The sequence below is a fragment of the Paenibacillus sp. NRS-1781 genome (genome assembly GCF_050467745.1).
Classification (GTDB): Bacteria; Bacillota; Bacilli; order Paenibacillales; family Paenibacillaceae; genus Paenibacillus; species Paenibacillus terrae_A.
Window position 1 is genome coordinate 1 of the sequence record NZ_JBITPI010000001.1, and the last position, 26,235, is coordinate 26,235.

At 48.4% G+C, this 26,235-nt stretch carries 21 protein-coding genes and 2 pseudogenes; 12 read left to right on the plus strand and 11 right to left on the minus strand.

Annotation, left to right across the window (positions count from 1 at the left end; genetic code table 11):
• Positions 1-147 precede the first annotated feature (147 nt).
• Both ACIFO6_RS00005 and ACIFO6_RS00010 read right to left on the minus strand, forming a co-directional pair.
• The gene (locus ACIFO6_RS00005) at positions 148-753 is read right to left on the minus strand and encodes a zeta toxin family protein (protein ID WP_430036587.1); all 606 of its coding nucleotides are present in this window, start codon (positions 751-753) and stop codon (positions 148-150) included.
• Positions 746-922: a hypothetical protein gene (locus ACIFO6_RS00010; RefSeq protein WP_200893372.1), complete on the minus strand. Its 177-nt coding sequence runs from the start codon at positions 920-922 to the stop codon at positions 746-748. Before ACIFO6_RS00010 ends, ACIFO6_RS00005 begins: the two co-directional genes overlap by 8 nt.
• 52 nt (positions 923-974) lie before the next feature.
• On the opposite strand from ACIFO6_RS00010, the pseudogene ACIFO6_RS00015 reads away from it, so the two are divergent.
• Positions 975-1,076: pseudogene (locus tag ACIFO6_RS00015) on the plus strand (AbrB/MazE/SpoVT family DNA-binding domain-containing protein); the annotation flags it as partial.
• A 194-nt stretch (positions 1,077-1,270) separates the two neighbouring features.
• A complete protein-coding gene (locus ACIFO6_RS00020; RefSeq protein WP_430036590.1) occupies positions 1,271-2,452 on the plus strand; it encodes a serine hydrolase domain-containing protein in 1,182 nt (393 codons plus the stop codon).
• Here the strand turns inward: ACIFO6_RS00020 and ACIFO6_RS00025 are convergent.
• From ACIFO6_RS00025 to ACIFO6_RS00035, 3 genes are all read right to left on the minus strand, one after another.
• Entirely contained in the window at positions 2,438-2,881 is a 444-nt protein-coding gene (locus ACIFO6_RS00025; RefSeq protein ID WP_430036593.1) for an Lrp/AsnC family transcriptional regulator, read from the minus strand. The genes ACIFO6_RS00020 and ACIFO6_RS00025 overlap by 15 nt on opposite strands.
• Positions 2,882-3,135: 254 nt before the next feature.
• Positions 3,136-3,843, minus strand: coding sequence for an SDR family oxidoreductase (locus ACIFO6_RS00030; protein WP_430036595.1), 708 nt, complete (start codon positions 3,841-3,843; stop codon positions 3,136-3,138).
• Positions 3,844-3,902: 59 nt separating this feature from the next.
• The gene (locus tag ACIFO6_RS00035) at positions 3,903-4,844 is read right to left on the minus strand and encodes a helix-turn-helix domain-containing protein (RefSeq protein ID WP_430036598.1); all 942 of its coding nucleotides are present in this window, start codon (positions 4,842-4,844) and stop codon (positions 3,903-3,905) included.
• A 229-nt stretch (positions 4,845-5,073) separates the two neighbouring features.
• Between ACIFO6_RS00035 and ACIFO6_RS00040 the strand changes: the two genes are divergently transcribed.
• The 4 genes and pseudogenes from ACIFO6_RS00040 to ACIFO6_RS00055 all read left to right on the plus strand — a co-directional run.
• Positions 5,074-7,269, plus strand: coding sequence for a glycoside hydrolase family 52 protein (locus tag ACIFO6_RS00040; protein ID WP_430036601.1), 2,196 nt, complete (start codon positions 5,074-5,076; stop codon positions 7,267-7,269).
• Between the two features lie 36 nt (positions 7,270-7,305).
• A complete protein-coding gene (locus ACIFO6_RS00045) occupies positions 7,306-9,507 on the plus strand; it encodes an alpha-glucuronidase family glycosyl hydrolase (RefSeq protein WP_430036604.1) in 2,202 nt (733 codons plus the stop codon).
• A gap of 249 nt (positions 9,508-9,756) precedes the next feature.
• Positions 9,757-9,849: a carbohydrate binding domain-containing protein gene (locus tag ACIFO6_RS00050; protein ID WP_430036607.1), complete on the plus strand. Its 93-nt coding sequence runs from the start codon at positions 9,757-9,759 to the stop codon at positions 9,847-9,849.
• Positions 9,845-10,039: pseudogene (locus ACIFO6_RS00055) on the plus strand (alpha-amylase family glycosyl hydrolase); the annotation flags it as partial. The gene ACIFO6_RS00050 and the pseudogene ACIFO6_RS00055, both read left to right, overlap by 5 nt.
• A gap of 181 nt (positions 10,040-10,220) precedes the next feature.
• Here ACIFO6_RS00055 and ACIFO6_RS00060 read toward each other — a convergent pair.
• The 4 genes from ACIFO6_RS00060 to ACIFO6_RS00075 form a co-directional block, all read right to left on the minus strand.
• Positions 10,221-10,334, minus strand: a complete 114-nt coding sequence (locus tag ACIFO6_RS00060; RefSeq protein WP_232289129.1) for a putative holin-like toxin — start codon at positions 10,332-10,334, stop codon at positions 10,221-10,223.
• 538 nt (positions 10,335-10,872) lie between these two features.
• Positions 10,873-12,177, minus strand: a complete 1,305-nt coding sequence (locus tag ACIFO6_RS00065) for an ABC transporter substrate-binding protein (protein WP_430036610.1) — start codon at positions 12,175-12,177, stop codon at positions 10,873-10,875.
• Between the two features lie 106 nt (positions 12,178-12,283).
• Complete coding sequence (locus ACIFO6_RS00070; RefSeq protein ID WP_430036613.1) at positions 12,284-13,903, minus strand: response regulator; 1,620 nt, start codon at positions 13,901-13,903, stop codon at positions 12,284-12,286.
• Complete coding sequence (locus ACIFO6_RS00075) at positions 13,896-15,689, minus strand: histidine kinase (RefSeq protein WP_430036675.1); 1,794 nt, start codon at positions 15,687-15,689, stop codon at positions 13,896-13,898. Before ACIFO6_RS00075 ends, ACIFO6_RS00070 begins: the two co-directional genes overlap by 8 nt.
• 190 nt (positions 15,690-15,879) lie before the next feature.
• Here ACIFO6_RS00075 and ACIFO6_RS00080 point away from each other — a divergent pair, with 190 nt between their 5' ends.
• On the plus strand, positions 15,880-16,776 hold the full coding sequence (locus tag ACIFO6_RS00080) for a carbohydrate ABC transporter permease (RefSeq protein ID WP_430036616.1): 897 nt from the start codon (positions 15,880-15,882) through the stop codon (positions 16,774-16,776).
• On the plus strand, positions 16,776-17,606 hold the full coding sequence (locus ACIFO6_RS00085; RefSeq protein ID WP_430036619.1) for a carbohydrate ABC transporter permease: 831 nt from the start codon (positions 16,776-16,778) through the stop codon (positions 17,604-17,606). The genes ACIFO6_RS00080 and ACIFO6_RS00085 overlap by 1 nt, the downstream gene beginning before the upstream one ends.
• 152 nt (positions 17,607-17,758) lie before the next feature.
• On the opposite strand, the gene ACIFO6_RS00090 is transcribed toward ACIFO6_RS00085, so the two are convergent.
• A complete protein-coding gene (locus ACIFO6_RS00090; RefSeq protein WP_430036622.1) occupies positions 17,759-19,492 on the minus strand; it encodes a methyl-accepting chemotaxis protein in 1,734 nt (577 codons plus the stop codon).
• 277 nt (positions 19,493-19,769) lie between these two features.
• On the opposite strand from ACIFO6_RS00090, the gene ACIFO6_RS00095 reads away from it, so the two are divergent.
• Positions 19,770-20,972, plus strand: a complete 1,203-nt coding sequence (locus ACIFO6_RS00095; RefSeq protein WP_430036625.1) for a GTP-binding protein — start codon at positions 19,770-19,772, stop codon at positions 20,970-20,972.
• A gap of 63 nt (positions 20,973-21,035) precedes the next feature.
• Here ACIFO6_RS00095 and lepB read toward each other — a convergent pair whose 3' ends face one another.
• Positions 21,036-21,659: a signal peptidase I gene (gene lepB, locus ACIFO6_RS00100; protein WP_430036628.1), complete on the minus strand. Its 624-nt coding sequence runs from the start codon at positions 21,657-21,659 to the stop codon at positions 21,036-21,038.
• 327 nt (positions 21,660-21,986) lie between these two features.
• On the opposite strand from lepB, the gene ACIFO6_RS00105 reads away from it, so the two are divergent.
• The 3 genes from ACIFO6_RS00105 to ACIFO6_RS00115 all read left to right on the plus strand — a co-directional run bounded on the left by ACIFO6_RS00105 (position 21,987) and on the right by ACIFO6_RS00115 (position 26,158).
• Positions 21,987-23,336, plus strand: coding sequence for a right-handed parallel beta-helix repeat-containing protein (locus tag ACIFO6_RS00105; RefSeq protein ID WP_430036631.1), 1,350 nt, complete (start codon positions 21,987-21,989; stop codon positions 23,334-23,336).
• Between the two features lie 111 nt (positions 23,337-23,447).
• Positions 23,448-24,980: an MFS transporter gene (locus ACIFO6_RS00110; RefSeq protein WP_430036634.1), complete on the plus strand. Its 1,533-nt coding sequence runs from the start codon at positions 23,448-23,450 to the stop codon at positions 24,978-24,980.
• A gap of 50 nt (positions 24,981-25,030) precedes the next feature.
• A complete protein-coding gene (locus ACIFO6_RS00115; RefSeq protein ID WP_430036637.1) occupies positions 25,031-26,158 on the plus strand; it encodes a glycoside hydrolase family 88/105 protein in 1,128 nt (375 codons plus the stop codon).
• Positions 26,159-26,235 lie beyond the last annotated feature (77 nt).

Below are 26,235 nucleotides of genomic sequence, written 5' to 3' on the forward strand. Positions count from 1 at the left end.
AAAGATCCCGAGAAGCAGCTACGATCAGGATGCTGTTAATCGTCTTGCTAAAGTCTATTGAAAAATAATACACATCGCATTGACATTGTTGACACAATACGATGCAAATATAGAATAAACCGATCACTGAATCATACAGTTGTCGGTTTATTCTTGATCAGTATTTTTATTTTGCAAGTGACTATCAATGATTTTAACCCAATCCGGTAAAAATGCCACATGATGTTTTATCGTTTCACTATCTGATTCCAATACAATCACGCCATCTGAGCTGCTGTTGTCAATGACAATTAAATGATTGATAAGCTTCAGATGTGATAGTAGATTACCCAGTGAGGTCTGATGCCGTCTTATAATATCAGCTGTATCAATATGGTGACCCCCATTTCGAACTCGTGCAGCAACTCGCTCGATATTAAGACGATAATCACCTAGACCCACATAAAACATGATGACTTCAAAGCCATTTTCTTTTGCCATACGCATTTGTCGGATCACATTGCCACCAGCAAGTGTCGTCTCTACGGTAAAATCCCGTTTATTTCTTATACAATCCCGCGCTAGTTTAATCGCTTCCTTTCCTGCCGATACTTTGCGTCGATCAGGGTTTTCACGATCAATCCCTCGTGCTAATGCATCTGGATCGATATTAACACTTACACCAAGTTTATCAACGATTAGATTACGTATTGTACTCTTACCACTTCCGTTGTTTCCTGCGAAAACAAACATAGTAGCAAACGGATCACTCATGATAAATATCCTGTTCATTGATTCGTTCAACTTGACCATTACTGTACTCTTTAACAAACTGACCATCCGGCGTTTTATAGACAATATAGGTGCCATTTGCTTTAGCGTCTAGTTTAGCTCTATCTCCAGTTAGTTTGATTAACTTGCCTAGGTCATGTGTACGATTCATTCAGCCATCACCATCCAATTCAAATCATATATCGAGAGTATATCATAAATCGGAAGGCCTTAGAGAACTCATTCAAAAGCATCCCGATGCCAGACAATACGACTACGCCAAATGGCTTGGTGTGTCACAAGGACGTATATCTCAGCTTAAATAGTTACTGTAAAACACAGTAACACTACTTGTAAAACCCCATTCATTAAAATCCAAGGCCATCCTTTTAATATAATTTTATTTTAACGTAAATACTCACTGAATACCTTTGTTACCTTATGTAATGTCGTCTTCACATTCTGTAAACTAAGTTTCATCAAGCGATAACCGCTGGATCATAGAGAGGATGAGATATTCATGGGTGTGGAAAATAGAGTTTTTGCGATACAAGATGGTCTGGACGGACGTGTGAATGCAGTCATAGATCAAACCCTTGCCGAGAAGCGCCTGGTTGGCGCAGTTGTCATGATATATATCGATGGTTCACCCGTGTATGTGCGAGCGGCCGGGCTGGCTGATCGAGAAGGAAATTTTCCTATGCGCGAGGATGCTTTATTTCGGCTCTCTTCTGTATCCAAGCCGATTGTATCTACAGCGGCCTTGGTTTTGGCAGCCCAAGGGTTGATTGGACTCGATGAATCCATTGAACGCTGGTTGCCGGACTTTCGCCCCCGATTGATCAGCGGCGAGCAGCCGTCCATTACAGTACGCCAATTGCTCACACATACTGCCGGGTTAACCTACGGCTTTTTAGAGGAAGAAGGCAGCGGCCCCTATCAACGTGCAGGCGTATCAGATGGCATGGATTTTTCAAATCTTACGCTGGAAGAGAACTTGCAACGTTTGGCTTCTGTGCCTCTGTTGTATACACCGGGTAAAGCGTGGGGCTATTCCATTGCCACCGATGTACTCGGTGCAATCATTAGTCGCGTATGCAGCACAACCCTTGAGCAGGCTGTTAGAAAGCTCGTTACAGACCCCCTCGGTATGCAAGACACTAGCTTTACGGTTGCTGATCCCGAACGACTTGCTGCCGCTTATGTCAACGATACTCTGGAACCCCGCCGGATGCGTGAGCTCGAGGTTGCGCAGGTGTTGGAAGGCACAGCGGGACTTCGTTTTCAGCCTGCACGCGCCTTTGATCCCACGGCTTTTCACTCAGGCGGCTCTGGTATGATTGGCAGCGCAAAAGACTTCATGCGGCTGCTGGAAACACTGCGAAACGGTGGCAATCCATTACTTTCTGAGGAATGGGTACGTGAAATGGGCACCATCCAGACCGGGAATCTCCCCTTGGCAGGCTGGCCGGGACGGGGCTTCGGGCTGGGGTTCACCGTACTCCAAAATCCCGACGAAGGCGAAACAGCAGAATCCCCCGGAACGTGGCGTCTCGGAGGAGCTTACGGTCATTCATGGTTCGTTGATCCCGCGCAAAGACTCAGTGTGGTTGCCTTTACCAATACAGCATTTGAAGGTATGTCGGGTCCGTTTACAACCGAGCTTTGCCAAGCCATTTACGGCAGCTCAAATAGGGTCTAATAAAGCGGGAGTTACATGTTTAAGCTCTACAGGCGAGGATAAGACAATTAACGTGGTAGAGTGACCGTGCTTTCCGCACTCATCCCCGAATTGCTCCAGCTTAGGCATGGATTCGACCATAACCTTAAGTAAATAATTTTGCTCACCGCTAATTCGATGACACTCAATGACTTCAGGCGCAGATTGGCAAAACTCAACAAATGAATTGCATTGATTCGTGTGCACAAGCACATGAGCCATGATCGGCTTCCCGACTTTCTCATGTGAAACCATGGCCCGATACCCAGTAATGATACCTTTATCCTCCATGCGCCGCACTCTTTCCGTTACGGCAGGCTGGGAAAGCCCAACCTCTTTACCCAGCTCAGTCATGGAGATACGCGCCTGATTTTGTAGACATAGCAAAATTTTATGGTCCACTTGGTCCATAGGTAACCCTCTCCTTAAATACAAGGTTATATTACATATACGCTTTCATTTTTATCATATATTCAAATAATCACTTTGAATTTTATTGTATACTCGAATATTATCATGTAAAGCCATGACCGTAAAGAGAGTTGCTATGGAGAAGACGTGATACCCTATAACCAAAGAAAACCGGTCTAACACTTTGTATATGTGTTAGACCGGTTTTTGTTTAACCATTGGTTTTCCTGCCTGTTGGTTAGGTGTGGCTTGGCTTAGATCAGCGTGTAGCCGCCGTCCGGGAACAGCACACTTCCAGTGGTGAACTTGTTCGTCATCAGATACAGCACGGTATGTGCGATTTCCTCGTTATACCCCACCCGATGGAGCAAGGTTACTTCCTTGTATTCCTCAAAAGCCTGCGCCCGCTGCTCGCCCTCGGGACCGTCTCTCCAGATCGTGCCGGGAGATACGACATTGACCCGTACCGGAGCCAATTCTACCGCCAAAGCTTTACCCAAGCTTTCGATTGCGCCGTTTGCCGCCCCGTATGTAGCACCAAAGCCCATCGGCCGCTGACTGAAGGCCCCGGACATGAGGACGATGGAGCCTTCCTTGGATATATGCGGAACTGCATGCTTGGCAGCGAAATATTGTGGCCAGAATTTTCCTTCAAACGGCGTCTTCGCCTTTTCCGTATCCATCGTGATCGGACCGCGTGTGTAGCTCGCGCCTGGTGTAAACAGATGGTCGAATGCTCCGACCTTTTCAAAAAACGCCTGCACTTCCTCCTCCTTCTGATTATTCAGTTGGAAGGTTTCCACCGATTCCGCAGGGATAACCTTCTTCGCCTGCTCCAGTTTCTCCGCAGAACGTCCAGCGATCACGATACTCGCTCCCTGCTTTGCTGCTTCTATTGCTGTTGCCAGCCCTATACCTGCACTGCCGCCAATGACGACGACACGTTTATGAAGTAAATCCATACAATTCTCAGCTCCTTTGTGCGGATTATATCATAACTATTTTATGAGTATACATATTTTTATTCGGATGGGCTTTCCTGCACCGTGCTTTTGCGGTAGGATGTCGGCGACTGACCGGACCAGCGCTTGAACTGCCTGCTAAAATGCGCAATATTCCCATAGCCGAGCATATCGGTAATTTGCTGCACCGTCCATTGGGGATCTGCCAACAGCAACTTGGCTTCGTGCAGGACAAGACCAGACAGATACACACGGGGAGATACACCGAAGACACTACGAAATACACGATTACAATGGGACACGCTAATACCTAGCTCAGATGAAATATCCTCAATCCCATTATGCTTTTCCACAGAGTCGATCTGTCCAAAATGCTGATTCACCCTGCCTTGAAGTCGGCTGGCAATCTGATAGGCAAGCTCAGCCTGCACGTATCCGCGCCCCGGCAGATGTGCCGCTTCGCTGGACACCGCCTCCCACAACGTAGCGAACAGCTCAAATACGGCAGATTGTATCCGCATACGCTTCGCCACCGAATCCCCTGCTTTTTCGGTATCGGGCGTGGAGAGGTCGAGCAGCTTATCCAGCGCTGGCCCCATCTGTCTCGCCACCGCACCTTCGGCTGGAAACAGCACTTGCTCCAGACGACTCAGCAACGAAAGAAACAACTTGTCATCAATGTCGAAATGCATGCAAAAATACGTAAAGCCCTCCCCGCTGCTGTGGCTGGAGTGAACGATTCCCGGTCGAAGCAGCACCAGATCCCCCTGCCGCTGTGTATAGCTGCGACCATCCACCACCATCACCTGCTCTCCTGCAAGCACAATATTAATTTCATATTGAGGATGTTCGTGTGGTGGATAGTTCCAGTCCCTTCCGACACTTCGCGTATGAATGGCAAACAGATTGACCGTGGTTCGCACATCGGGAAAAAAGAATTCCTCTCCAGTAACCGTAAGGTCTGGATGGTCTGGGCCATTCGATAAACGGGGTGACGACATGTTTCCCCTCCTTGCGTATACAGGATTTTACTTCAGTATATCGTTTTCGGCGCGATTTGGATAAATGAATGCGCGATTTGACAATGGCTCCCCGGAGCGTAGCATGCTAGGCTCTATATGAGATCAAGTGAGTATAGCATATAGCGAATATATGAGCATGCTGCAAAATACTTTTGTGTATGAAAGTGTGTATGAAAGTCACTCATTATGTTGAAAGGGGTTTCATTATATGACGAAAAATAGTTTTTATAACACGCAACACTCACCTATCGGGGCCTTTTCCAGCTTTACGCTCGGGTTCAAGGGGAATCGGGGTGGACTCGGCTTGGAGCTGGGCAAGCCAGCGGATGAAAATGTATATATCGGGCTGCAATCCAGAGACGGTGAGGTATATGAGGCGCTTCCCTTTTTTGCAGCCGCACAGGACGAAAGCGCCCGATACGATGTGGAGAAAAAGGATAAACGAATGGAGCGGCAGCTCATTACCTTTGCCGATCAAGACATTACCCGTGAGCTGAAAGCAGGCACGGATACATGGAGTGCTGGAGATTTAACGTTCCGGTTGTATTCTCCTGTCCGTCCGGTGCCGGAGCCGGGAAAAGCGGATGCGGATGAGCTGCGGGCAGCGCTGGTTCCGGCGGTATTTGCCGAGCTTACAGTCGATAATACGCAGGGAACGGCTGCGCGCAGAGCTTTTTTCGGCTATCAGGGCAGTGATCCGTACAGTGGCATACGCATTGTAGGAGAAGACCCACGCAGGGACGCTGTGGATTCTCCCCACTCGCAAAGACTCACGGGCGTTGGCCAAGGGCGCAGCACAGCTATTGTGACCCATAGCAGCGAAGCGGTACCTGCAAGTGGATTCGCAATGGAGAACCTTCTCGGGGAGAGCATGGGCGAGAATTTATCCTTTGGCCTGGGCGTGACGGGTGCGCTCCTCATGGACGTTCCCGCTGGCGAAAAGCGCACGTATTCCTTCGCCATATGCTTCTATCGCGGCGGTATCGTGACGACAGGCATCGAGGCGACGTATTACTATACTCGTCTATTCAAGGATATTGAAGACGTGGCGAGCTATGCTTTGGAGCATTTTACAGACCTGACCGCAGCCTGTATTCAGGCTAATCGCTGGATGGAGTCGGCAAGCCTGAGCCCGGATCAGGAATTTATGCTCGCGCAGGCGATTCACAGCTATTACGGCAGCACCCAGTTGCTTAGTCAGCAAGCGGATGGGGAACCGATCTGGATTGTGAACGAAGGTGAGTATCGGATGATGAATACGCTCGATCTGACGGCGGATCAGCTCTACTATGAATTGATTTTGAACCCGTGGACGGTACGCAACGAGCTGGAGTGGTTCGTCAAACGGTACAGCTACCGGGATGAGGTACGGTTTCCGGCAGACGAACAAACCTATCCGGGCGGCATCACGTTTACGCATGATATGGGCGTGGCAAATGTGTTCTCCCGTCCGGGATACTCCTGTTATGAGCTGGCAGGGATTGACGGCTGCTTCTCTTATATGAGCCACGAAGAGCTGGTGAACTGGCTATGCTGCGCCACGGTGTATATCGAACAGACACAGGACCGGGCGTTTACGACGCGTATGCTGCCTATCTTGCGTGAATGCTTCGCTAGCATGCTACAGCGGGATCATCCAGACCCGTCACAACGAAACGGCTTAATGGGACTGGACAGCTCCAGAACCCTTGGAGGCGCGGAAATTACGACCTACGATAGTCTGGACGTTTCTTTGGGGCAGTCCCGCAACAACATCTATTTGGGCAGCAAATGCTGGGCGGTATATATTGCGCTGGAAAAGCTATTTGCCTCAGAAGGGCTTGCTTCCCTTTCACGGGAAGCAGGCTTACAGGCAGACAAATGCGCAGCAGCGATCACGGCGCAGATGACAGATAAGGGATATATCCCGGCGGTCATTCAAGAGGGGAATGATTCACAGATTATCCCCGCTATTGAGGGGCTGATCTTCCCTTACTTTACAGGCTGTGAAGATGCGCTTAAGCTGGATGGACGATTTGGCGGGTATATACAAGCGCTGCGACGCCAGTTGGACACGGTGCTGGCACCGGGAGTTTGCCTGTTCGAAGATGGAGGCTGGAAGCTGTCCTCGACCAGTAACAACTCCTGGCTGAGTAAAATCTATCTGTCACAGTTTATTGCCCGTGAGCTGCTGGAGCTGCCTTGGGAGAAAGCAGGGCATGCCGCAGATGCTGCCCATGTCTCATGGCTCCTGCACCCTGAGGAATCCTATTGGTGCTGGAGCGACCAAATGCTCTCCGGCATTGCCCACGGCAGCAAATATTATCCGCGCGGAGTCACCGCTATTTTGTGGCTGTATGAAGGCAAGGGCAACCGTCTGGTTCTTCCCCGGCACATGAGTCTCGATCAGGAGCAGCATGCCTGACACTAACCTTCACCTGCCCAAAAGGAGGCCCCAAATATGAGCAAGCGTAGGGATATGCAAAAAGAGAGCGGCTATGACGCTTGGCTGCATTATCACCGCAATCGTAAGGTGGAGGATCTGCCCGCTTGGTGCAGGGTCATCGTAGTTCAAGAGGCAGATGAAGTGCTTCACACGGCTGCGAGTGAGCTTCAGCACGGATTGACCTTCATGTTCGGACAACAGCCGAAGATTAGTACCGTTCCTGTGAATGCGCCATTCATTGTGCTAGGTACGTTCGGAGGGCACCCGTTGGCGGCAGAACGATTTAGCGCACAAGAACAGGCAGATGTGAGCGCAGAAGGCTACCGAATTCGTGGGATAGGGATTCCACACCCGGCACATTCAGCTTCGTATGACTACGATGATGATGACATAAAGAGAGCGTACGTCACGATCGCCGGCCAGACCACCAAAGGCGTATTATACGGGGTTTTTCATCTGCTGCGCTACCTGCAAGGAGGACTGGATGGTAAGCTGAAGCCCGTCACCGAATCCTTGCACGCCCCCCTTCTGGACGTAGTGTCCAATCCGGCTAATCCCATCCGCATGATCAACCACTGGGATAACATGGACGGTAGTGTGGAACGCGGATATGCGGGAACATCCATTTTTTTCGAAAATATTGCCTTTACTACAAATATGGACCGCCTTCGAGACTACGCTCGTCTACTTGCCTCTGTTGGCATTCAGGCGCTGTCCATTAACAATGTGAATGTCCATCACGTAGAAACAGAGCTGATTACAGATACATTTCTACCGGATGTGGCCAGAGTGGCTGCGGTGTTTGGCGCCTATGGCATCCAAATCTATTTGAGCATTAATTATGCCAGCCCCATTCAGCTCGGCGGGTTAACCACCGCCGATCCTCTGGACCCTGGCGTAGCTGAATGGTGGCAGGCCAAAGCCCGGGAAGTTTACGCCGCCGTTCCTGATCTGGGCGGCTTCGTGGTAAAAGCCGATTCCGAGAATCGGCCCGGGCCGTTCAGCTACGGGCGTCATCACGCTGATGGAGCCAATATGCTGGCAGATGCGTTGCGGCCCTACGGCGGGCGGGTGATTTGGCGCTGCTTTGTCTATGACTGCAAGCAGGACTGGCGTGACCGCAAAACAGATCGGGCTCGCGCAGCCTTTGACCATTTTAAACCACTGGATGGGCTGTTCCGGGAAAATGTCATTTTACAGATTAAAAATGGTCCCATGGATTTTCAGGTGCGGGAGCCTGTCTCCCCCCTGTTCGGCGCGCTGGAAGCCACCCAGGTATTGCTGGAATTCCAGATTGCACAAGAATACACGGGACAGCAGCGGCATCTGTGTTACCTTGTTCCGCAATGGAAGGAGGTACTGGATTTTGACACCTACGCACAGGGAAAAAGCTCTACCATCAAGCGCATCGTGAGCGGCTCTCTGCATAGCAGGAGCGATTCTTCTTCCCCTTCCTCCACCAAACACACCAACTATGGGATCGCCGCTGTATCCAATATTGGAGCGGACACCAATTGGACCGGACATTTGCTCGCCCAGTCCAATCTTTATGGCTACGGTCGGTTGGCATGGGATCCGGAGCTATCCGCAGACGAAATCGCTGATGAGTGGGTTCGGCTGACGTTTGGCGGACAAGGAAAGAGTGACAGCGGTACAGATTTCATTCCTGCTATTAAGCAAATGCTGCTTGATTCATGGAATATCTACGAGTCCTACACCGCCCCGCTTGGGGTCGGCTGGATGGTCAGCCCCGGTCACCATTATGGGCCGGATGTAGACGGCTACGAATATTCGATGTGGGGCACCTATCATTTTGCTGATTGCCGTGGCATCGGGGTGGATCGCACGACCGCGACTGGAACGGGGTATGCAGGACAATATTGTTCTCCCCATGCCGATATCTACGAATCTACTGAAGCCTGCCCGGATGAGCTGCTATTATTCTTTCATCATGTTCCTTATACGCACGCGCTCCACTCTGGTCAAACCGTCATTCAACACATTTATGATACACATTTTGAGGGTGCAGAACGTGCGGTCGGCCTCAGAGACACATGGATTAGTCTGCGGGATCATCTGGATGAAGCGATCTATGAACAGGTACTGGAGCGGCTGGAGCATCAGGCTGAGCATGCTAGGGAATGGCGGGATCGGATCAATACGTATTTTTACCGAAAAAGTGGCATTGCGGACCAAAAGAATCGTCCTATTTATTAAGCCAGGATTTTGCAAAATCCTCAAGCAGTCATACCTTTGCAATACTTGCATACACGCTGGAGCAAGGCTTATATACGCTCGGATTTGATTTCCCCTATGCTGGCATTGGCTATCCGTACATTACTAAAAGGCATGCGTCTTACTCAGACCTATGCCTTATTTTTTTGCCTGAACCCATTTTAAGCACACGGTCACTAACTCAAAATGTCATATTTCTCCACCCCGAGTGTGCAATAAATTCTTCTTTTTATGGCCGAAATTAGCGGCTATGCTAAAATCACCGTCGATATCGGCTATGCCTCCCAATTGGAAGCTGTTTTTAATGACGGTAATAACATCTAAAAACGGCGACGAGGCCATCGTACTCATCAGCAACTCGTGGAGCAGCCAAACCCGCACGATTGGCAACTTTGACAACCTGTCCAATGGCACCCATCTGACCAACCAATTAAGCAACGACTCCATTCAGATCAACAACGGTTCGATCACCGTGACGCTCGCTCCGAAGGAGGTTAAAGTTTTCACCAAGTAACAGCCGTATTCAGTTACATTGATTATTCAAATGTGCTAAAATAAATGATAGAAGGATATACTAAAAAAGAGCAAGGATGCTGGTAACATCCCTACTCTTGGCAACAGCCGCTTTGAAGAGCGGTCGGCTGAACAGGGCTAGCTCTATTAGAAATAGACCGTTTTTCCTTGTCCAGGGCGGTCTATTTCTTTTTGTTTTGGTTCAACGCAATAACAATCGTAACGATTAATCCGATCAACGTTACTAATAGCGTGCCGAACATCATCATTAATGTCAGAGCATCTTTAACCTCCACAGGCATCACCTCCCTTCCGGGAGACTTAGCCGACCGCCCACCTAAGCCATTCTGTTGTTAATAGAATTATAGCACGTAAAAACGTCCTTCGGCGACTGTATTTTACAGTTTGACTCAAGTAACCTCATATGATCATCCATCATCTTTTTCTTCATACATACTCTACTTCTTCTTTAATGGATAACCTATAAAACATAACAGGCACCTGCAACGAAGCGTACACTTCGTTGCAGGTGCCTGTTATATATAAACAACGTGGGGATACTTAGGCCTCAGTAGCCACGTTGATATTGTTCAGGTATGGAAGAACGGAATAAAGAGATTCCCCAGCCGAGGTATCTCCGTATTTTTGCGTTATGCAGCCATGATATATGTTGTATGTCGTAGATATATTGTACACAATCTATTATCCATAACTTAATAACTTTTTGCAAGTATATATTTAAATAATATTAGATATTTTTTTGTTTAGATAAGTTAACCTCAAAAACTATACAAAAAAAGACGCCCTTACGGACGCCTTAGCGCGAAACCAGTTTTATTGTGCCGAGCCTAATTGCACCCATGCTTTTTCAATCTCAGCAACTGCCTGATCCTTGTTCATGTTGCCGCTGATATAAGCCTGCATCAGCTCGCCAAATTTTTGGTGGAACGTATCCAGCGAGTAGTTGACAGACAGATCACCAGACTTCGACGTTTTCAAAATGCTTTCCATTTCCTTAGGCATTTCCAGATCAGGAAGCGGCGCATCCTTGATTGGAGGAATGACCTTGGCTACCTGGGAGAACCAGTTCTTACCGTATTCCGAAGTGTACAGCCAGTTGAAAAATTCAATCGTCTCCTTGGCTACTTCCGAATCCTTGTTGATACGCAGCGCCTGATCGGCCCCGGTAATGATGACCGATTGATCCGCCTTGTCACTTACCGGATAGCCCATGATGCCAATCTTGAGGTCGGGATTGATCTTCTTGATCGCTTCCTCATCCCATGCGCCTTTACCCGTCATAAACGCAGCTTTACCGGATGCAAAATCGCTCACCTCCGCATTGCTGTCGCGTTCCAGCGGCTTAGCCGTGCCATGCTTCACCGTCAGATCAATAAAGCTAAAAAAGTTGTTGTACAGCACCGGATAGTCCTTGATTTTCGCTTTGCCTGCAATAAAATCATTGACGAGCTGCTTCGGTTCCACGCCTACATCCTGCGCGGCGGCATCTACATAGTGCTGGAAGATGTGCTTCCATACCCACCACTCTTTATATGCATTTGCAAATGGTGTAATGCCTTTCGCCTCAAGCTTGGTGACCGCGTCCTGCATTTCTGCAATCGTCTTCGGCGGGGAGGTTACCCCAGCCTTGGTGAGCAAATCCTTGTTGTAAATCAGCGCAAACAAATTCCCCTTCACCGGGAAGCCCAACACTTTACCATCACTGGAGCTCATATTCGCTCGAACGGCATCCGTCATGGCTGCTGCCAGCGGCTCATTGGTAAGATCGGCGCTATAATCAGCATACGTGTCGATATCGCCTCCTGCCGTGGTCTGGAATACATCCGGTGTACTGCCTGAGGCAATTTTGGATTTAAGAATCGTGTTATAGTCCGCCTGCATGATTTCCAGATTGATCTTTACGTTAGGCTTGACCTTCTTATACTCTTCGATATACGCGTTAAAAGCATCGGTATACTCCGGTGAGGCTGTGAACATATTTATTGTAACCGTTTTCAATTCTTCTTTGCCGCCAGCATTCCCTTTCGCCGCATCTGAGTCGCCGCTGCTTCCGCATCCGCTCAACAAACCGACCGTCAAAAGCAAACTGCCGGATAACGCCATCATCTTCTTTAACATGGATACTCCCCCATTTATTCGTGATCAACGTCCATGCGCTCATTCTAAAAAATATAGTCCGATTTAAAAAGGCAGATTAGTGAAGCGTTAAGGGTAAAAAAGTGGTTTATTGCAGGCTCACGCGATACTCAGACGGTGACACCTGATAATAATTACGAAAAGCCTTGCTAAAATAATTCTTATCCTTGTAGCCCAGCATATCGGAAATCTCCTGAATTTTCAGACTGGAATCTCCCAGCAGCTCCTTCGCCTTGTCCATTCTGACCTTCTGCACATATTCGTGAATCCCGTAACCAAACTGCTGCTTGAACAGCTTCATCAAGTATTCCCGACTTAAAAAATACGTTTCGGCAAAAAATGAAATTTTGATATCTTCAAAGTAATAACGGTCAATATGCCACTTGATCTCCGTAATATCAAAGGGCTGGCTCCCCCCTTGAGCATGCTGAACCCCGGCAATGTAAAGCTCCAGCATCCGATGCAGTCGCTGTCCATATTGGGCAAAATCCGTAAAGTCCGCAGCAATATCGCCCTCAGCCACAGATGCAGATACAGATATGAATGCACCCGGCTCCGTAGCCGCTTCTCTCAGTAAAAAATGAAACTCGCCCATCATCCGATCTGCATCCTGCAAACGAAAAGCAGGGCCGGATGCCAACTGCTTCAGCAGGTCGTTTAGCAGTACCTTTGCTCGATTTGCCTGGCCTGTCTGGGCATCCTTCTGGATCAACAGCAGCCGATCCGTCCACGACACTTCTTCTGGCATCATTCCCTGCCGGGGCGCGACATGCATGACCGATGTCCCTGTCAGCTTCAATACGTCCGTGCTGTGAATAAGCGCCTTGACATCCGTATAAACAGATGCCAGTTCCAGTATGTCCATACAAAGCTTACCCACTCCGGCTGTCACTACCATACCAAACAATCCGTGCAGATTCGCCGCCGCCTTCTGTGCCACTTGTGCCAACAGAAGGGGCATGTGTTCCTCTTGCCCTGGAGACCATGTGCAAATGGAAACGACCTCGCGCTCCCGTCTCGGATGAGGAAAGCTAAAGCAGCTCAGTCGCTCATCTGAAGTCTGAGCCATGACGTTCGTCACGGCAAAATCCATCAGATCGGTCTCCCCGTGAAAACGTGTCATGCGAACCTCATCCCTGTTCAGCAGCCGCAGCACGATCACTCCAAAGCGGTTCCCCGGCTGATCCGCACCAATCATAGGGAGTAACGCCGCATTTGCCTGTCTCTTAAAGCTGCCGTCCAGAATGGACAAATACAGCTTCTCCTTGAGCTTCGGCAGTGACATATTCAGCGTAATGTTCTGGCTAATGAAATTGCTTTCGCTTTGCTTGCGGCTTTCCAATATATCTACCGCCTTGCGTAGTGCCTGATTCAATTCCTGCCGATTGATCGGCTTGAGCAAATAATCTACCACCCTGGATTGAATCGCCTGTCGTGTAAATTCAAAATCGTCATAGCCGCTAATGACAATCGTCAGCAAATTAGGATACGCCTTCTCAATGGCACGAAGAAATTGGATACCGTTCAGCTCCGGCATTTTCATATCCACCATGACCACATCTATAGGGTGCCGCTCCAGCAGCTCCAGTCCAAGTCTGCCATTCGTCGCCTCAAGCACCTGCCCGATACCAAGGTTATTCCAGTCTCCGACAATACGAATGGCTTCGCGCAGCGGCTCCTCATCGTCAATGATCAATACATTAAACATGGCTACTTCCTCCCTGGGGAATGCGCATTTGGATTTCTGTTCCCGTTTCATCCGCATGTATGAATAGTCCTGCCTGATCTCCATACAGCAGCTTCAATCGTGTATTCAGATTTTTCAAGCCAATATGCTCACTCTCCCGTTCTTCCCATTTCTCTTCGAACGAATCCAGCACCTGCCTCAGCTTATCCTCCGAGATCCCCGGACCGTTGTCCCGTACAGTAATCGTGGCATCTGTAGAGCTGGATTCGGCTGACATGACTATCAGAATATCACTTGAGACCTTTTCCAGCGCATGCTTGATCGAATTTTCCACCAACGTTTGTACGGACAACCTCGGGATTCGCAGCTCCAGCAGCGTGTCCTCCCACTCCAGCTCTATTCGCAGTCTCGTCCCGAATCTTGCTTTCTGCAATCCCATATACCGTTCAATATGCTGGAGTTCTTCGCGGGCAACCACGATATCCTTGCCGTTGATGGAATACCGCAGGGTTTGGGCCAACGCATCGACCATATCCGCCATATCGAACATCTCACGCTTTAATGCCTGTGTGGATATGGCTTGTAGCGCATTGTACAGAAAATGGGGATTAATTTCAGCCTCCAACGCCTTGAGGATAGCGTTTTTCTCGACCAGCTTCATTCGGTAGCGCTCATTAATTAATTCTTCGGTTCTTTGGACCATTTCGTTAAAATGCAGCGACAAATACGCAATCTCGTCATGACCCTGCACAAGGGCCGTTGCCCCGAAGTCCCCGGTACTAAACCGCTTCATCTGGGTGGACAGCTTGTGTAAGGGACTGGTAATGGCATTGGAGGTCAGCGTTACCAGAATAATAGACACCCCTAAAAACAAAATCCCGATCACATAGCTCCAATTCCGTGTCGTCGTAGCCGCCTCGTAAATTTGACGGTATGGAATCGGCTTGACAAGCCGCCAGCCCTCTTTTTTCCCGACATCATACACGACCAGATACTCCTGGCTGCCGCTACGGTCCGACCATGTTACTTGTCCGCTCCCTCCCTGTCCAATCTGTGCCAGCACCCCCGAGTCCCGCATTCGCTCATATAACGGAAGGCTATCCACGTAAAAGGGAATACGTTCAGGACTTAGCAGCATGACATGATCCCCTTTGCCGAGTGGAATGTTCTTCATGATATCGTCCACAGCACTTGTATTATAATAAAAGGATAACACCGCCTGCGGGTGACGAGATGCAATCGACCTCAGCACCCGATGGTACGCCATAAAGCTGGCCTGTGGCGCCACATACCCCATATCCGAGCGGGAACCCACAAAGGATTGGAACGATTCGTTGGTTGTGCTCGCCATCGCCTCCTTAAACCAGGTCAGCTTGGGAATATCCGTGTTCATACCTTGGCGCACCGTAATATTGTACGTCTCCCGGGTCACCACATAATATTGATGGCGATCTGCCACGTACAGATAGATGGCTTCCAGATCATTACGGGAATAAAACATGCTGCGCAAGTAATTTTCAATGACCATTCGAGAGGCATAGTCCCGATTTTCATTCGCAATTGCGTTCATAATATCGTTATACCGAAGCTGCGGCAGAGCCAACTGCTGCATTCCCTCCAGATAGTCCTCCAGGTTCTGATTGACCAGCAGCAGATTATTCGTCGTGCTGGCAATACTGTGATTCACCGACTCTCTTTCAATCATCTGATAGGAGATAATCGTCAGCGAGCCTACCACCAAAATGATCACCGAGGTAAAAAGCAAAATAAGCTTGTTCACCAATTTTTGCGTTATTCGTCTCCACATGGATCTGAGAACTGCGCCTGCTCGTTCTGGTATCACGATAAAATCGCCCCTTTTGAAAGCGTACACATTTTTACCCTCAACTGTTTTCTTAAATCCATTGGTCCGGCCCCAGGGGCTACCCTATACTTTCATTATATCTCAAACGGCTTGGAGCGAAAGATCGGAAAATGTTGAGAAAAAGAGGTGCGTTATGCTGAAAAAAAGGGGAGCTTGGGGCGACAAGGGCAGTAAATTGGAGTTTGGCTTGTTCACACTGCCTGTAATTCTGTGCATTACGATTGCATTTTATATTCCGTTTTTGATGACGATACGCTATTCCCTGACTAAGTGGAATGGAATATCCAAGCATCCGAAATTTGTAGGTCTGGATAACTTCAAACAAATCCTGCTCGGAGACGCCAACTTTGCACATGCAGCCTGGTTTACGGTCAAATATGCCATTCTGTACATTGTGCTGGTGAACGTGCTGGCCATTGTGCTGGCGCTTGTCCTCGACATGAAGCTGAAAAGCTCGGCTTGGCTGCGGGCAGCCTTCTTTATCCCTTATATCCTCAGTCTCGTGATTGTAGGATTTATCTGGAAATTTATCTTTATGCAGGGCTTTGAGTCACTGGGAAACAGCACAGGCTGGGGCATCTTCCAGCTCAGTTGGCTCGGGCAAGAAGGACTCGCGTTTATTTCCATTTTGGCGGTATCTATCTGGCAATCTATTGGCTTTTATATGGTCATTTACATTGCAGGCTTGCAGTCCGTACCGGAGGATCTGAAGGAAGCCGCTATTGTGGACGGAGCGGGGCCGATTCGGAGATTTTTCAGTATTACGCTGCCATTGCTGGCCCCTTCCATCACGATCTCCGTTTTCATGGCTCTGACCAACTCGATCAAGGTGTTCGACGTCATTTTATCCCTGACTGGCGGCGGGCCGGGAGGTACAACATACAGTATTGCGTATGATATTTATCGGGACACGTTCCAGAACAATCTGTACGGCTACGGAACTGCCAAAGCGTTGTTGTTATTCGTCGCAGTGCTGATCATTACGATCATTCAATTGTCTATTTTCAAACGCAGGGAGGTTGAAGCCTGATGCAACGCAGACGTATGGGACGTATTTTGCTGGAAGCGAGCATGATTGTATTATCGCTGTTATTTTTGTATCCGCTGTTTCTCGCCATTAACAATTCGTTCAAAAGCTTCGCTGAGGTCATGACCGACGTCATTGCGCTGCCCAAGCAGCTTTCGCTGGATAACTACGTATATGTATGGAAATTCATTAACTATCCACGCTTATTTCTGAATAACACGATCATTACTGTAGTCGGGCTGGCTGGTATCGTACTGGTATCCTCCATTGCCGCCTATAAGCTGGCACGGACGAAGAGCAAATGGAGTTCCGCCATCTACTTGCTGTGCATTATGCCAATGTTGATCCCGTTTCAGTCCATTATGCTGACTGTCTTGCGACTCGCGAAAAACCTGCATCTGTCGGACAGTACCTGGGGACTTGGCCTGCTGTATTGGGGCTTCGGCGCACCGCTGGCGGTGTTTATCTATCACGGGTTTGTCAAAGGGATTCCCAACGAGATTGACGAAAGCGCCAAGATCGACGGAGCCTCAGGCTTCCGGCTTTTCTTTTCAGTGATTTTCCCCTTGCTAAAATCCGTCACCGCCACCATTGTGATCATCGACGTCATGTGGATTTGGAACGACTTTCTGCTGCCCCTGCTCATGGTTAACGGCTCACCCAGCACCAAAACGCTTACGCTGGCGGCCTATACCTTCGTCGGACAGTATACGTCAGACTGGCAGTATGCCATGACAGCTATGGTGATGGCTGTGTTGCCCTCTATCGTCGTATTTATTTTCCTGCAAAAATACATCGTTAAAGGCGTTGTCGCTGGAGCGGTCAAAGGCTGAGTACAAAGTCGCGATACCCGGCAAATTAAAAAGCCGACGTATACGAGTATATGAAGCCAGATAGCAAAAAAGAGGACTTGCGTGTTATTTGCGCAAGTCCTCTTGGTTGTAGCCTGGATGCCCGGAAGGCTCTGTTATCTAACACTTCCCGCTCAGGAAGCAGGATGAATTGAAGCCGAAGCATTCCCGTCTGCATCGTCTGTAATGGCGAAATGCTGGATTTCTGACATTAGCTCAGCAGCCATATGACGCAGCGAATCAGCAGAATCGGCAATAACCTCCATAGAAGCGATCTGCTCCTCGCATACAGCCGCTGCCGACTCCGATTCCTCTGCAATCTCACGGGACAAGCCTACCAGCTTTTGCTCCGAGTCCAGCAATTGCTCAGTAATAGCAGCCAGTTCCTCGGTGGCAGCCGACACGTCCTGCGTATGCTCGGCTACCGTTTGTACTGCTTCATGCACTTTGCTAAACGTCTGCCCGGTGCGGTAAATCAGATCCGTTCCGGCCTCAGCCTCGCTGGAGCCTTTCTGGATCGAATCCACAGCCTGGTTCACTGTATCCGCCATGGTATCCATAAAGACAGCAATCTGTTGCGACGCTTGGCCTGTCTGTTCGGCAAGCTTCTTCACTTCACCCGCCACGACAGCAAAGCCCTTGCCCGATTCCCCGGCTCTAGCCGCTTCAATGGAGGCGTTCAACGACAGCAGATTGGTTTGCTTGGCGATATCTCGAATAAATTGCGTTACACTTTGAATTTTCTTCGATTGCTCGCCCAAGTCCTGAATGACTTTGACTGAATCCTTCATCGTATCCTGAATATGGCGCATCTGTATAACTGTTTCCTTCAGGTCTGCATTGCCGCGCTCTGCCTCTAGAATCGCCTGTTCGGACAGCTCTGCGGTAATGGATGCCGATTGGGCAATCCTTCGAACGCCTTCTGCACTTTCCTTGACTGCCTGCTGATTTTCACGGTTCCGATCGACCTGATTGCCTGCCGAATCATGGATTCCCTGTACCGTCTCCGCCATCTGCCGCGTGCCTTCCGCCACCTGCCCGGAGCCACTGGACAGCTCACGCGAAGCAAGCGTGACCCCTTGCGCATTCTGATAAATCACTTGCATCAGCGAACGAAGCTGGCGTTTCATATCGTTAAAGCTCTGCGCCATTTCACCAATCTCATCTTTCTGCCGAATTTGAATATCCTCCTGTGTCAGATCCCCCTCTGCAATACGCCGCGCGGCTTGAGCCACCTGAACCACCGGACGGGCAATCATACGGGTAATTGCATACGCCAATACGATCCCGATCACCAGTGCGAGCGCCATCGCAATGATAATCATCGTCTGTACATATTGAAGCTTCTCACCCTGCTCGACTTGGGATTGATTCAGTAGGTCCATCTGGTATTGCTCCATGACCTGTGACTGCTGCTCCAGTGCAAGTGCCATCGGCTTACATTTTTCCTCCACTAATCTCGTGTAGGTCGCGACATCCCCCTGCTGCTTATATGAGGTAATTTCCTTTACGATATCTGCATATTCAGCCTCCATCTGCTGGAGCTTTGCTGCCATTTGCTTGGGCTTGTCCAGTGCTGGCGTTGATTGCAGCTTCTTCATGGTCGTTGCAAAGGTTTCGCGCTCTTTCAGATAACTGTTCATTTCGTCCTGATCGCCAGTCACCAGATATCCACGAAAATACTTGGTCTGACTCGCAGCATCATACTTCAGCTCTTTAATCATTAAAATTTTAGCAACGCCATCATCAATCATGCTTTGATATGATTTATGTAAAGACGAAGTAGCATACTCACCAATAATACCCACAACCAATGTAAGCAATAATACGGCTGCAAAACTAATGGATAGCTTTTTACCAATCTTCATTCTAAAATATCTCCTTTGTATGGGACCATTTTCTTAGGCTTAATGCTCTATTATACGCCTATTTTTCAATTGAAACAGTAAAATATAATTCGTAAGTTTCAATTACCTTACAGCCTCCCTTGACATTTCCCTTCATTAATGATTTACTGATTTTACTATTCGTAATCATTACAATTAAAATCGACAAGGGGAGCATTTCAGCTTCCCTATCTGACATTGTAGCCACTACAACACATTCAGCATTTCATGAACACTTTCGAAGGGATGAGTGATTACGTTGGCAAACATGATGGAATTGGAAAAGAAAATACCGGTTACGGTACTTAGCGGGTACCTCGGTTCAGGCAAAACTACGCTGCTCAATCATGTGCTGAATAACAGGGATGGCTTGCGGGTAGCTGTCATTGTCAATGACATGAGCGAGGTGAACATTGATGCCGATCTCGTTCGGGACGGCGGAGGATTATCCCGCGTTAATGAGAAGCTGGTGGAAATGTCCAACGGCTGCATCTGCTGCACCCTGCGAGAAGACCTCTTAAAAGAGGTAGAGCGGCTGGCGCTGGATAAAAAGTTCGACTATATCCTGATTGAGTCCACAGGCATCGGCGAACCCATCCCGGTAGCCCAAACGTTCAGTTATGTAGATGAAGAAAACGACATCGACCTGACCAAGCTGACCCGGCTGGATACGATGGTTACTGTTGTGAATGCGCCGGAATTTTGGAAGGACTTCTACTCTGGAGATTCCCTCAAGGATCGCGGGCAGGAGGTGGCGGACGAAGATTCGCGCGGCATTGGTGATCTGCTGGTAGAGCAGGTGGAATTTTGTGATGTGCTGATTATTAACAAATGCGATCTGGTATCCCCCGAGGAGCTGGAGCGACTGGAAAAAGCGCTGCGCGGTATTCAACCGAACGCCAAAATCATTCGTTCCAAGTACGGTAAAGTGGACCCGCAGGAGATTTTGAACACGCATCGCTTCGACTTTGAAACAGCCAGCCAAGCGGCAGGCTGGATCCAGGAGATGAACAAGGAAGAACACGTACCGGAGACAGAGGAATACGGTATTGCTTCGTTTGTGTACAAGCGCAAAATCCCGTTTCACTCGGAACGTTTGTTAAAATGGCTGGCCAAATGGCCTGCCGAGGTTGTCCGTTCCAAGGGATTGGTGTGGTTCGCCACGCAGAACCGCACCGCCTTCACATTCAGTCAGGCGGGCAGCTCCAAGCAATTTGCACGCGCAGGACTGTGGGTATCTGCTTTGACCGAGGAAGAACGTCAATACTATCTCGGAGAAGATTTTGAAAAAACACCGGATTGGGACGAAAAATACGGCGACCGGGTGACCAAGCTCGTATTTATCGGCATAGACATGAATCGGGAAGAAATCGAGCGTACGCTGGATGAGACGCTGCTGACTCCTGAAGAGATGAAGCAGGACTGGCGCAAGCTACCTGACCCTTTTACCCAAAAAATATAACAGCTTCTGAGAAACACAAAGAGCGCCTAAAACGGGGAACAGCATTCCGTCTTAGGCGCTCTTCTATTCATTATGCTTTACCCACTGCGCATTGCCCAGCGGCCAGAAAACCACATCCACACGTCCTACAATATCTTTAATCGAAACAAACCCAATCGCGCGACTATCTCTACTATTATTACGATGATCGCCCATGACAAAAATAGTACCTTCGGGAACCTTGGACTCGGCTATCGTTGCATTCGGAAAGTCCACATGGTTGTAGTACTCGCCCTTGGCGTGTGCTTCTTGGATAGCTCCCTGAATGTATGATTCTTCTACTTTTTTACCGTTCACGTAAAGATTGTCGCCTTGGTATTTAATTGTGTCTCCCGCAATCCCAATGACACGCTTGATAAAATCCTTCCCTTCTTTTCTCACGTGGAACACAACCACCTCGTTAGGCTTGGGATCACGAAAATCGTAAATCAGTTTGTTCACAACAACTCGCTCATCTGTTTTGAAATTCGGTTCCATGGATGCTCCATCCACGATAGCTGACGCAAACAGCAGCCAATGGAAAATGAACACGAGAACAACACCTACGATAATCGCTTTAAGCCAATCCACGATCTCATTCTTCACTTGCCGATGCTTTCTCGAAACTTTCTGTATAGCTGGACTCGTCGAATGATTTCCGTGATCCATACGTCAAACCCGCCTTTTCTCATAGATTCTATTCCTGATATGTGTATATTGTATAAGTGTAATCAATTTTTCCCAGCTTGGCAAAAAGGTGTTTTAGTTGAAACAAAAGTGTGAACTTTTTTTCACAATCTTAAAATATCATCAAAAAACAGTTGATGCAAACGTTAACATATATTAAACTAAGCTTATACTTCTTAGAGCGTTTTAGATATATGCCAGTTAATCCGTCACCCAGGGAGGTGTCTTCGTTTCAATGAAAGACAGCATAAGTCGCTTTTATAGTGCTATCTTCTTTTAAAATAAAAGATGAAATAAGGAGGAATTTACATGTTTAAACGCAATGAACGTCCAAAAAACGGGTTTAACGCTCTAAGGCTCGGTATTTCTGTTGTTTTCGCTTCTTCTTTCCTTCTTGGAACCGCTTACGCAGATACGTCATCCAATGCCCCCTCTTCTTCCCTTTCAGAAGAGGCTGCCAGTGCAACGGATTCATCTGCTATCTCCACCACGCTGGCGGCAGGTGATTTGTATGTAGCGCCAAATGGTAACGTGTCCAATCCAGGCACTATATCCAGCCCTACTACTCTTGAAGCCGCACTTACACAAATTGCTCCTGGTAAAACCATTTATCTGCGCGGAGGCAACTACGCCTATTCCTCAACGATTACCGTTCAGCGAGGAAATAATGGCAGCAGCAACTCCCTCAAAGGGTTGGTTGCTTACGGCAGTGAAAAGCCGGTGCTTGATTTTTCGGGTCAAGCCTTTGGCTCCGCTAACCGTGGACTCCAGCTTTTTGGAGACTACTGGCTGGTAAAAAGTCTTGAAGTAAAGGGTGCGGGGGATAACGGTATCTATATCGGCGGCAGCAACAACCGGATTGAAAATGTGGAAACTCACCATAATCGGGATACCGGTCTTCAGCTCGGACGCTACTCCACTACCGCAACTGACAGTGAATGGCCTTCGAACAACCTTATCTTGAACTCCTACTCTCATGATAATGCTGATCCTGACAACGGTGAGGATGCTGACGGTTTTGCAGCCAAGCTGACTGTAGGACCAGGCAATGTGTTCGATAACTGCGTGGCTGCGTACAACGTTGACGACGGTTGGGATCTGTTTACCAAAGCAGCAACCGGCCCTATCGGAACAGTAACCATCTTGAACAGTGTCGCCCACCACAACGGACAGACCTCTGATGGAACCTCCACCGCTAACAGTGACGGCAACGGCTTCAAGCTGGGCGGGGACAAAATCAAGGTCAACCATATCGTGAAAAACAGCATTGCTTTTCAGAACAAAAAGCACGGCTTTACCTACAACAGCAACCCTGGCTCCATTACCCTGACCAATAATACTTCATGGAGTAATGGCGAGAGCAATTTTGCTTTTGACAAGGGTGACCACATGTTTATTAACAATCTTTCCTTTGAAGGAACAGCCAGTGACAAGACCAGTGGAACCGATCAAGATAATTCTAACGTCTGGTGGAAAAGCAAAAAAAGCACCAATGCCAAAGGTCTTCTCGCCAGCGCCGCTGACTTTGTCAGTCTCGTTCCTTCTATTACTAGAAGTGCAGACGGTTCCATCCAGCTAGGTAACTTCCTCAAGCTGGCTTCAGGAAGCGATCTGATCGGCTCGGGCACTCCGAGCAGCAACAATATAGGGGCACGTTAAAAGCCCCACCCAATCAGGACGCCCTGGCCCATCTACCAACTTAGACATACTGCATAATATAGCGACCGGTGATTGTCCTCATAACCAGACAAAATATGAGGTGAACAGATCATGGAACGAAAAATCACAATGAAACATACACTCGCCTATGGAAGCGGCAACATGCTGGGAAGCGGTGCACTTGCTATTAGTGGCGCATGGTTAATGTACTTTTATACAACCTTTTGCGGACTGTCTCCTGTTCAGGCCGCAGCCATTTTCTCCGTTGCCAGCATCATCGATGCAGTCAGCAATCCGATCATGGGCTTTATTAGCGACAACTTTCATCGAACCCGCCTGGGCCGTAAATTCGGCAGACGCCGTTTTTTCATTATGATGGGTATTCCACTGATGCTCGTGTATCCCTTGCTTTGGGTAGATGGGTTGGGTTTCTGGTATTACCTAAGTACGTACGTGCTGTTTGAACTGGTGTATACCTCTGTCATGGTGCCCTATGAAGCACTCGCCTCAGAGATGACCCGGGACTTCGGCGCTCGCTCCAGATTGACCGGATGGAAGGCCATGTTCGGTAAAATTGCCAATTTTGCCGCCGCTTTTATCCCTGGTCGCTTTATCGCTGAGTATGGCAAAGACTCTCCATTGCCCTTCTTTTATACCGGACTCGTGTTTGCAGGTATCTTGCTCATTGCGATGGCATTTTTGTACAAAAATTCTTGGGAACGCCCTACGGAGGAACTGCAAAAGGAACTGGAAGGTGAAGCTAAGCTTTCCTTTATAGATTCCATGAAAAAGCTGTTTATTGACATTTCCTCTACCTTCCGGGTGAAGACATTCCGTCATCATCTGGGCATGTATCTGGGCGGTTTTTCAGCCGAGTGGCTGTTCACTTCTGCCTTTACGTACTTTATTGTGTTTTCCCTGTTCCAAAGCTCGGAGATGGTATCTAATCTGAATAGCTTTAACTCTGTCATTCAATTAATTTCCACCTATTTCTTCATCCAGTTCTGTGTGCGCAAAGGGTTCCGTATGCCTTTTATCGCCGCACTCGTCGTCGTTTGCTTTAGCGTAGCGGGTTACGGCCTGCTCTATATCACGGGAGCCTCCAATACGATGGTATGGCTATATGTCATCACACTGTTTATGGGTCTTGGTACAGGCGGGGTCTACTATATTCCCTGGAATCAATATACGTTCCTTGCTGATGTAGATGAGGCATTGACTGGTCGTCGCCGGGAAGGAATTTATGCAGGTATGATGACTTTCGCAGGTAAAATGGTTCGAGCCGTCGTCGTCTTCATACTTGGCTGGGTGTTACAGCATTTCGGATTCGTATCCGGGGCTGATAGTCAGCCGATTGCCGCTCAGCATGCTATATTTTACGTGCTCGTCGTTGGAACCATCGTTTTGGCGATCATTGGTATGATTGCGTCTGTCGTCATGAAGCTGGACATTGACAATCACAAGAAGCTGATTACCGAAATTGACCGCCTTAAAAACGGTGGCTCGATGAAGTCAGCCAAACCGGAAGCTCGAAAGGTATTCGAGGATCTGACAGGTTTTAATTACGATCAGTGCTGGGGCAACAATAATGTAGGTTTCAAGAACAAACCTGCTGACCCTAAGTCACATACGCCTTCCATGTAAGCACAAACAACGATTACCAATCAAATATTTACCAAAGAGGTGACTGTATCATGGCAAATTCAACATCACAACCAACATCTCCATCCAAAAAAACAGAGCCTTGGTCTGTACGCATGAGCGACTCTGTACTGAAACGTAGTCCTGAATTTTTTGAAAAATGGGAATATGACCACGGCGTCATTTACAAAGGCTTGGAAGCGGTCGGTGAACTGACAGGCGATCCCAAGTATATGGAATATGTGAAAAAACAAATGGATCATTTTGTTGACGAAAAAGGGGTTATTCAGCGCTATAAAGTGGATGAATACAATATTGACCACGTGAACAATGGCAAGCTGTTATTCCCGCTGTATCATGCCACAGGAGATGAACGTTATAAAAAGGCGGCTGCCCATCTGCGCAGTCAGTTGGAAAAGCACCCTCGTACGCATGAAGGCGCGTTCTGGCATAAGCAAATTTATCCATATCAAATTTGGCTGGACGGCTTGTATATGGGTGCCCCGTTTTATGCGGAATTTATCCGCGAATTCGGAGATTCGTCTGAACTCAGCGATGTTACCTTGCAATTCAAGCTCTGCTACAAGCATACGCGTGATCCTCAAACGGGCCTGCTCTACCACGCTTGGGATGAAAAACGTGAACAGCCTTGGTGCAATCCGCAGTCAGGCTGTTCCAAGAACTTCTGGGGACGTTCTATCGGCTGGTTCGTTATGGCACTCGTTGACGTGCTGGACTATATTCCAGAAGATCACGCAGATCGCCCTGCCTTGCTCGATATGCTGACGGAAACACTGGAAGCTCTGCTGAAAGTACGTGATAAAGAAAGTGGAGTCTTTTATCAGGTGCTCAACCTGGGCCATGTGAAAGGCAACTATTTGGAAGCCTCCGCTTCCTGCATGATTCTCTATGCGATCGCCAAAGGCGTTCGCAAAGGTTATCTGCCAGAGCATTATCGTCAAGAGGCAGAAATCATCCGTAAAGGTATTATTGATGAATTTATCACGATTACCGAAGAAGGACTCGTGAATCTGAACAAAACGGTGCAAGTAAGTGGTTTGGGCGGTAAAGATCGTCGGGACGGCACCTTCACTTACTATATCAGTGAGCCGATTGTGACGAACGATCCCAAAGGTATCGGAGCTTTCATTCAGGCGATGGCTGAAGCGGAACGGCTCTAAAGCGGACGAAATGTAATCTTCTACAATAGAAAAGGACGGGGCCAATGGCCTCGTCCTTTTCTTGTTATCTATCATTT

Coding starts and splice junctions, on each gene's coding strand:
- ACIFO6_RS00065 (WP_430036610.1), bottom strand. CDS start 12,177: ATGTTAAAGAAGATGATGGCGTTATCCGGCAGTTTGCTTTTGACGGTC.
- ACIFO6_RS00005 (WP_430036587.1), bottom strand. CDS start 753: ATGAGTGATCCGTTTGCTACTATGTTTGTTTTCGCAGGAAACAACGGA.
- ACIFO6_RS00045 (WP_430036604.1), top strand. CDS start 7,306: ATGAGCAAGCGTAGGGATATGCAAAAAGAGAGCGGCTATGACGCTTGG.
- ACIFO6_RS00025 (WP_430036593.1), bottom strand. CDS start 2,881: ATGGACCAAGTGGACCATAAAATTTTGCTATGTCTACAAAATCAGGCG.
- ACIFO6_RS00105 (WP_430036631.1), top strand. CDS start 21,987: ATGTTTAAACGCAATGAACGTCCAAAAAACGGGTTTAACGCTCTAAGG.
- ACIFO6_RS00035 (WP_430036598.1), bottom strand. CDS start 4,844: ATGTCGTCACCCCGTTTATCGAATGGCCCAGACCATCCAGACCTTACG.
- ACIFO6_RS00090 (WP_430036622.1), bottom strand. CDS start 19,492: ATGAAGATTGGTAAAAAGCTATCCATTAGTTTTGCAGCCGTATTATTG.
- ACIFO6_RS00085 (WP_430036619.1), top strand. CDS start 16,776: ATGCAACGCAGACGTATGGGACGTATTTTGCTGGAAGCGAGCATGATT.
- ACIFO6_RS00080 (WP_430036616.1), top strand. CDS start 15,880: ATGCTGAAAAAAAGGGGAGCTTGGGGCGACAAGGGCAGTAAATTGGAG.
- ACIFO6_RS00110 (WP_430036634.1), top strand. CDS start 23,448: ATGGAACGAAAAATCACAATGAAACATACACTCGCCTATGGAAGCGGC.
- ACIFO6_RS00020 (WP_430036590.1), top strand. CDS start 1,271: ATGGGTGTGGAAAATAGAGTTTTTGCGATACAAGATGGTCTGGACGGA.
- ACIFO6_RS00075 (WP_430036675.1), bottom strand. CDS start 15,689: ATGTGGAGACGAATAACGCAAAAATTGGTGAACAAGCTTATTTTGCTT.
- ACIFO6_RS00040 (WP_430036601.1), top strand. CDS start 5,074: ATGACGAAAAATAGTTTTTATAACACGCAACACTCACCTATCGGGGCC.
- lepB (WP_430036628.1), bottom strand. CDS start 21,659: ATGGATCACGGAAATCATTCGACGAGTCCAGCTATACAGAAAGTTTCG.
- ACIFO6_RS00030 (WP_430036595.1), bottom strand. CDS start 3,843: ATGGATTTACTTCATAAACGTGTCGTCGTCATTGGCGGCAGTGCAGGT.
- ACIFO6_RS00070 (WP_430036613.1), bottom strand. CDS start 13,903: ATGTTTAATGTATTGATCATTGACGATGAGGAGCCGCTGCGCGAAGCC.
- ACIFO6_RS00115 (WP_430036637.1), top strand. CDS start 25,031: ATGGCAAATTCAACATCACAACCAACATCTCCATCCAAAAAAACAGAG.
- ACIFO6_RS00050 (WP_430036607.1), top strand. CDS start 9,757: ATGGCCGAAATTAGCGGCTATGCTAAAATCACCGTCGATATCGGCTAT.
- ACIFO6_RS00010 (WP_200893372.1), bottom strand. CDS start 922: ATGAATCGTACACATGACCTAGGCAAGTTAATCAAACTAACTGGAGAT.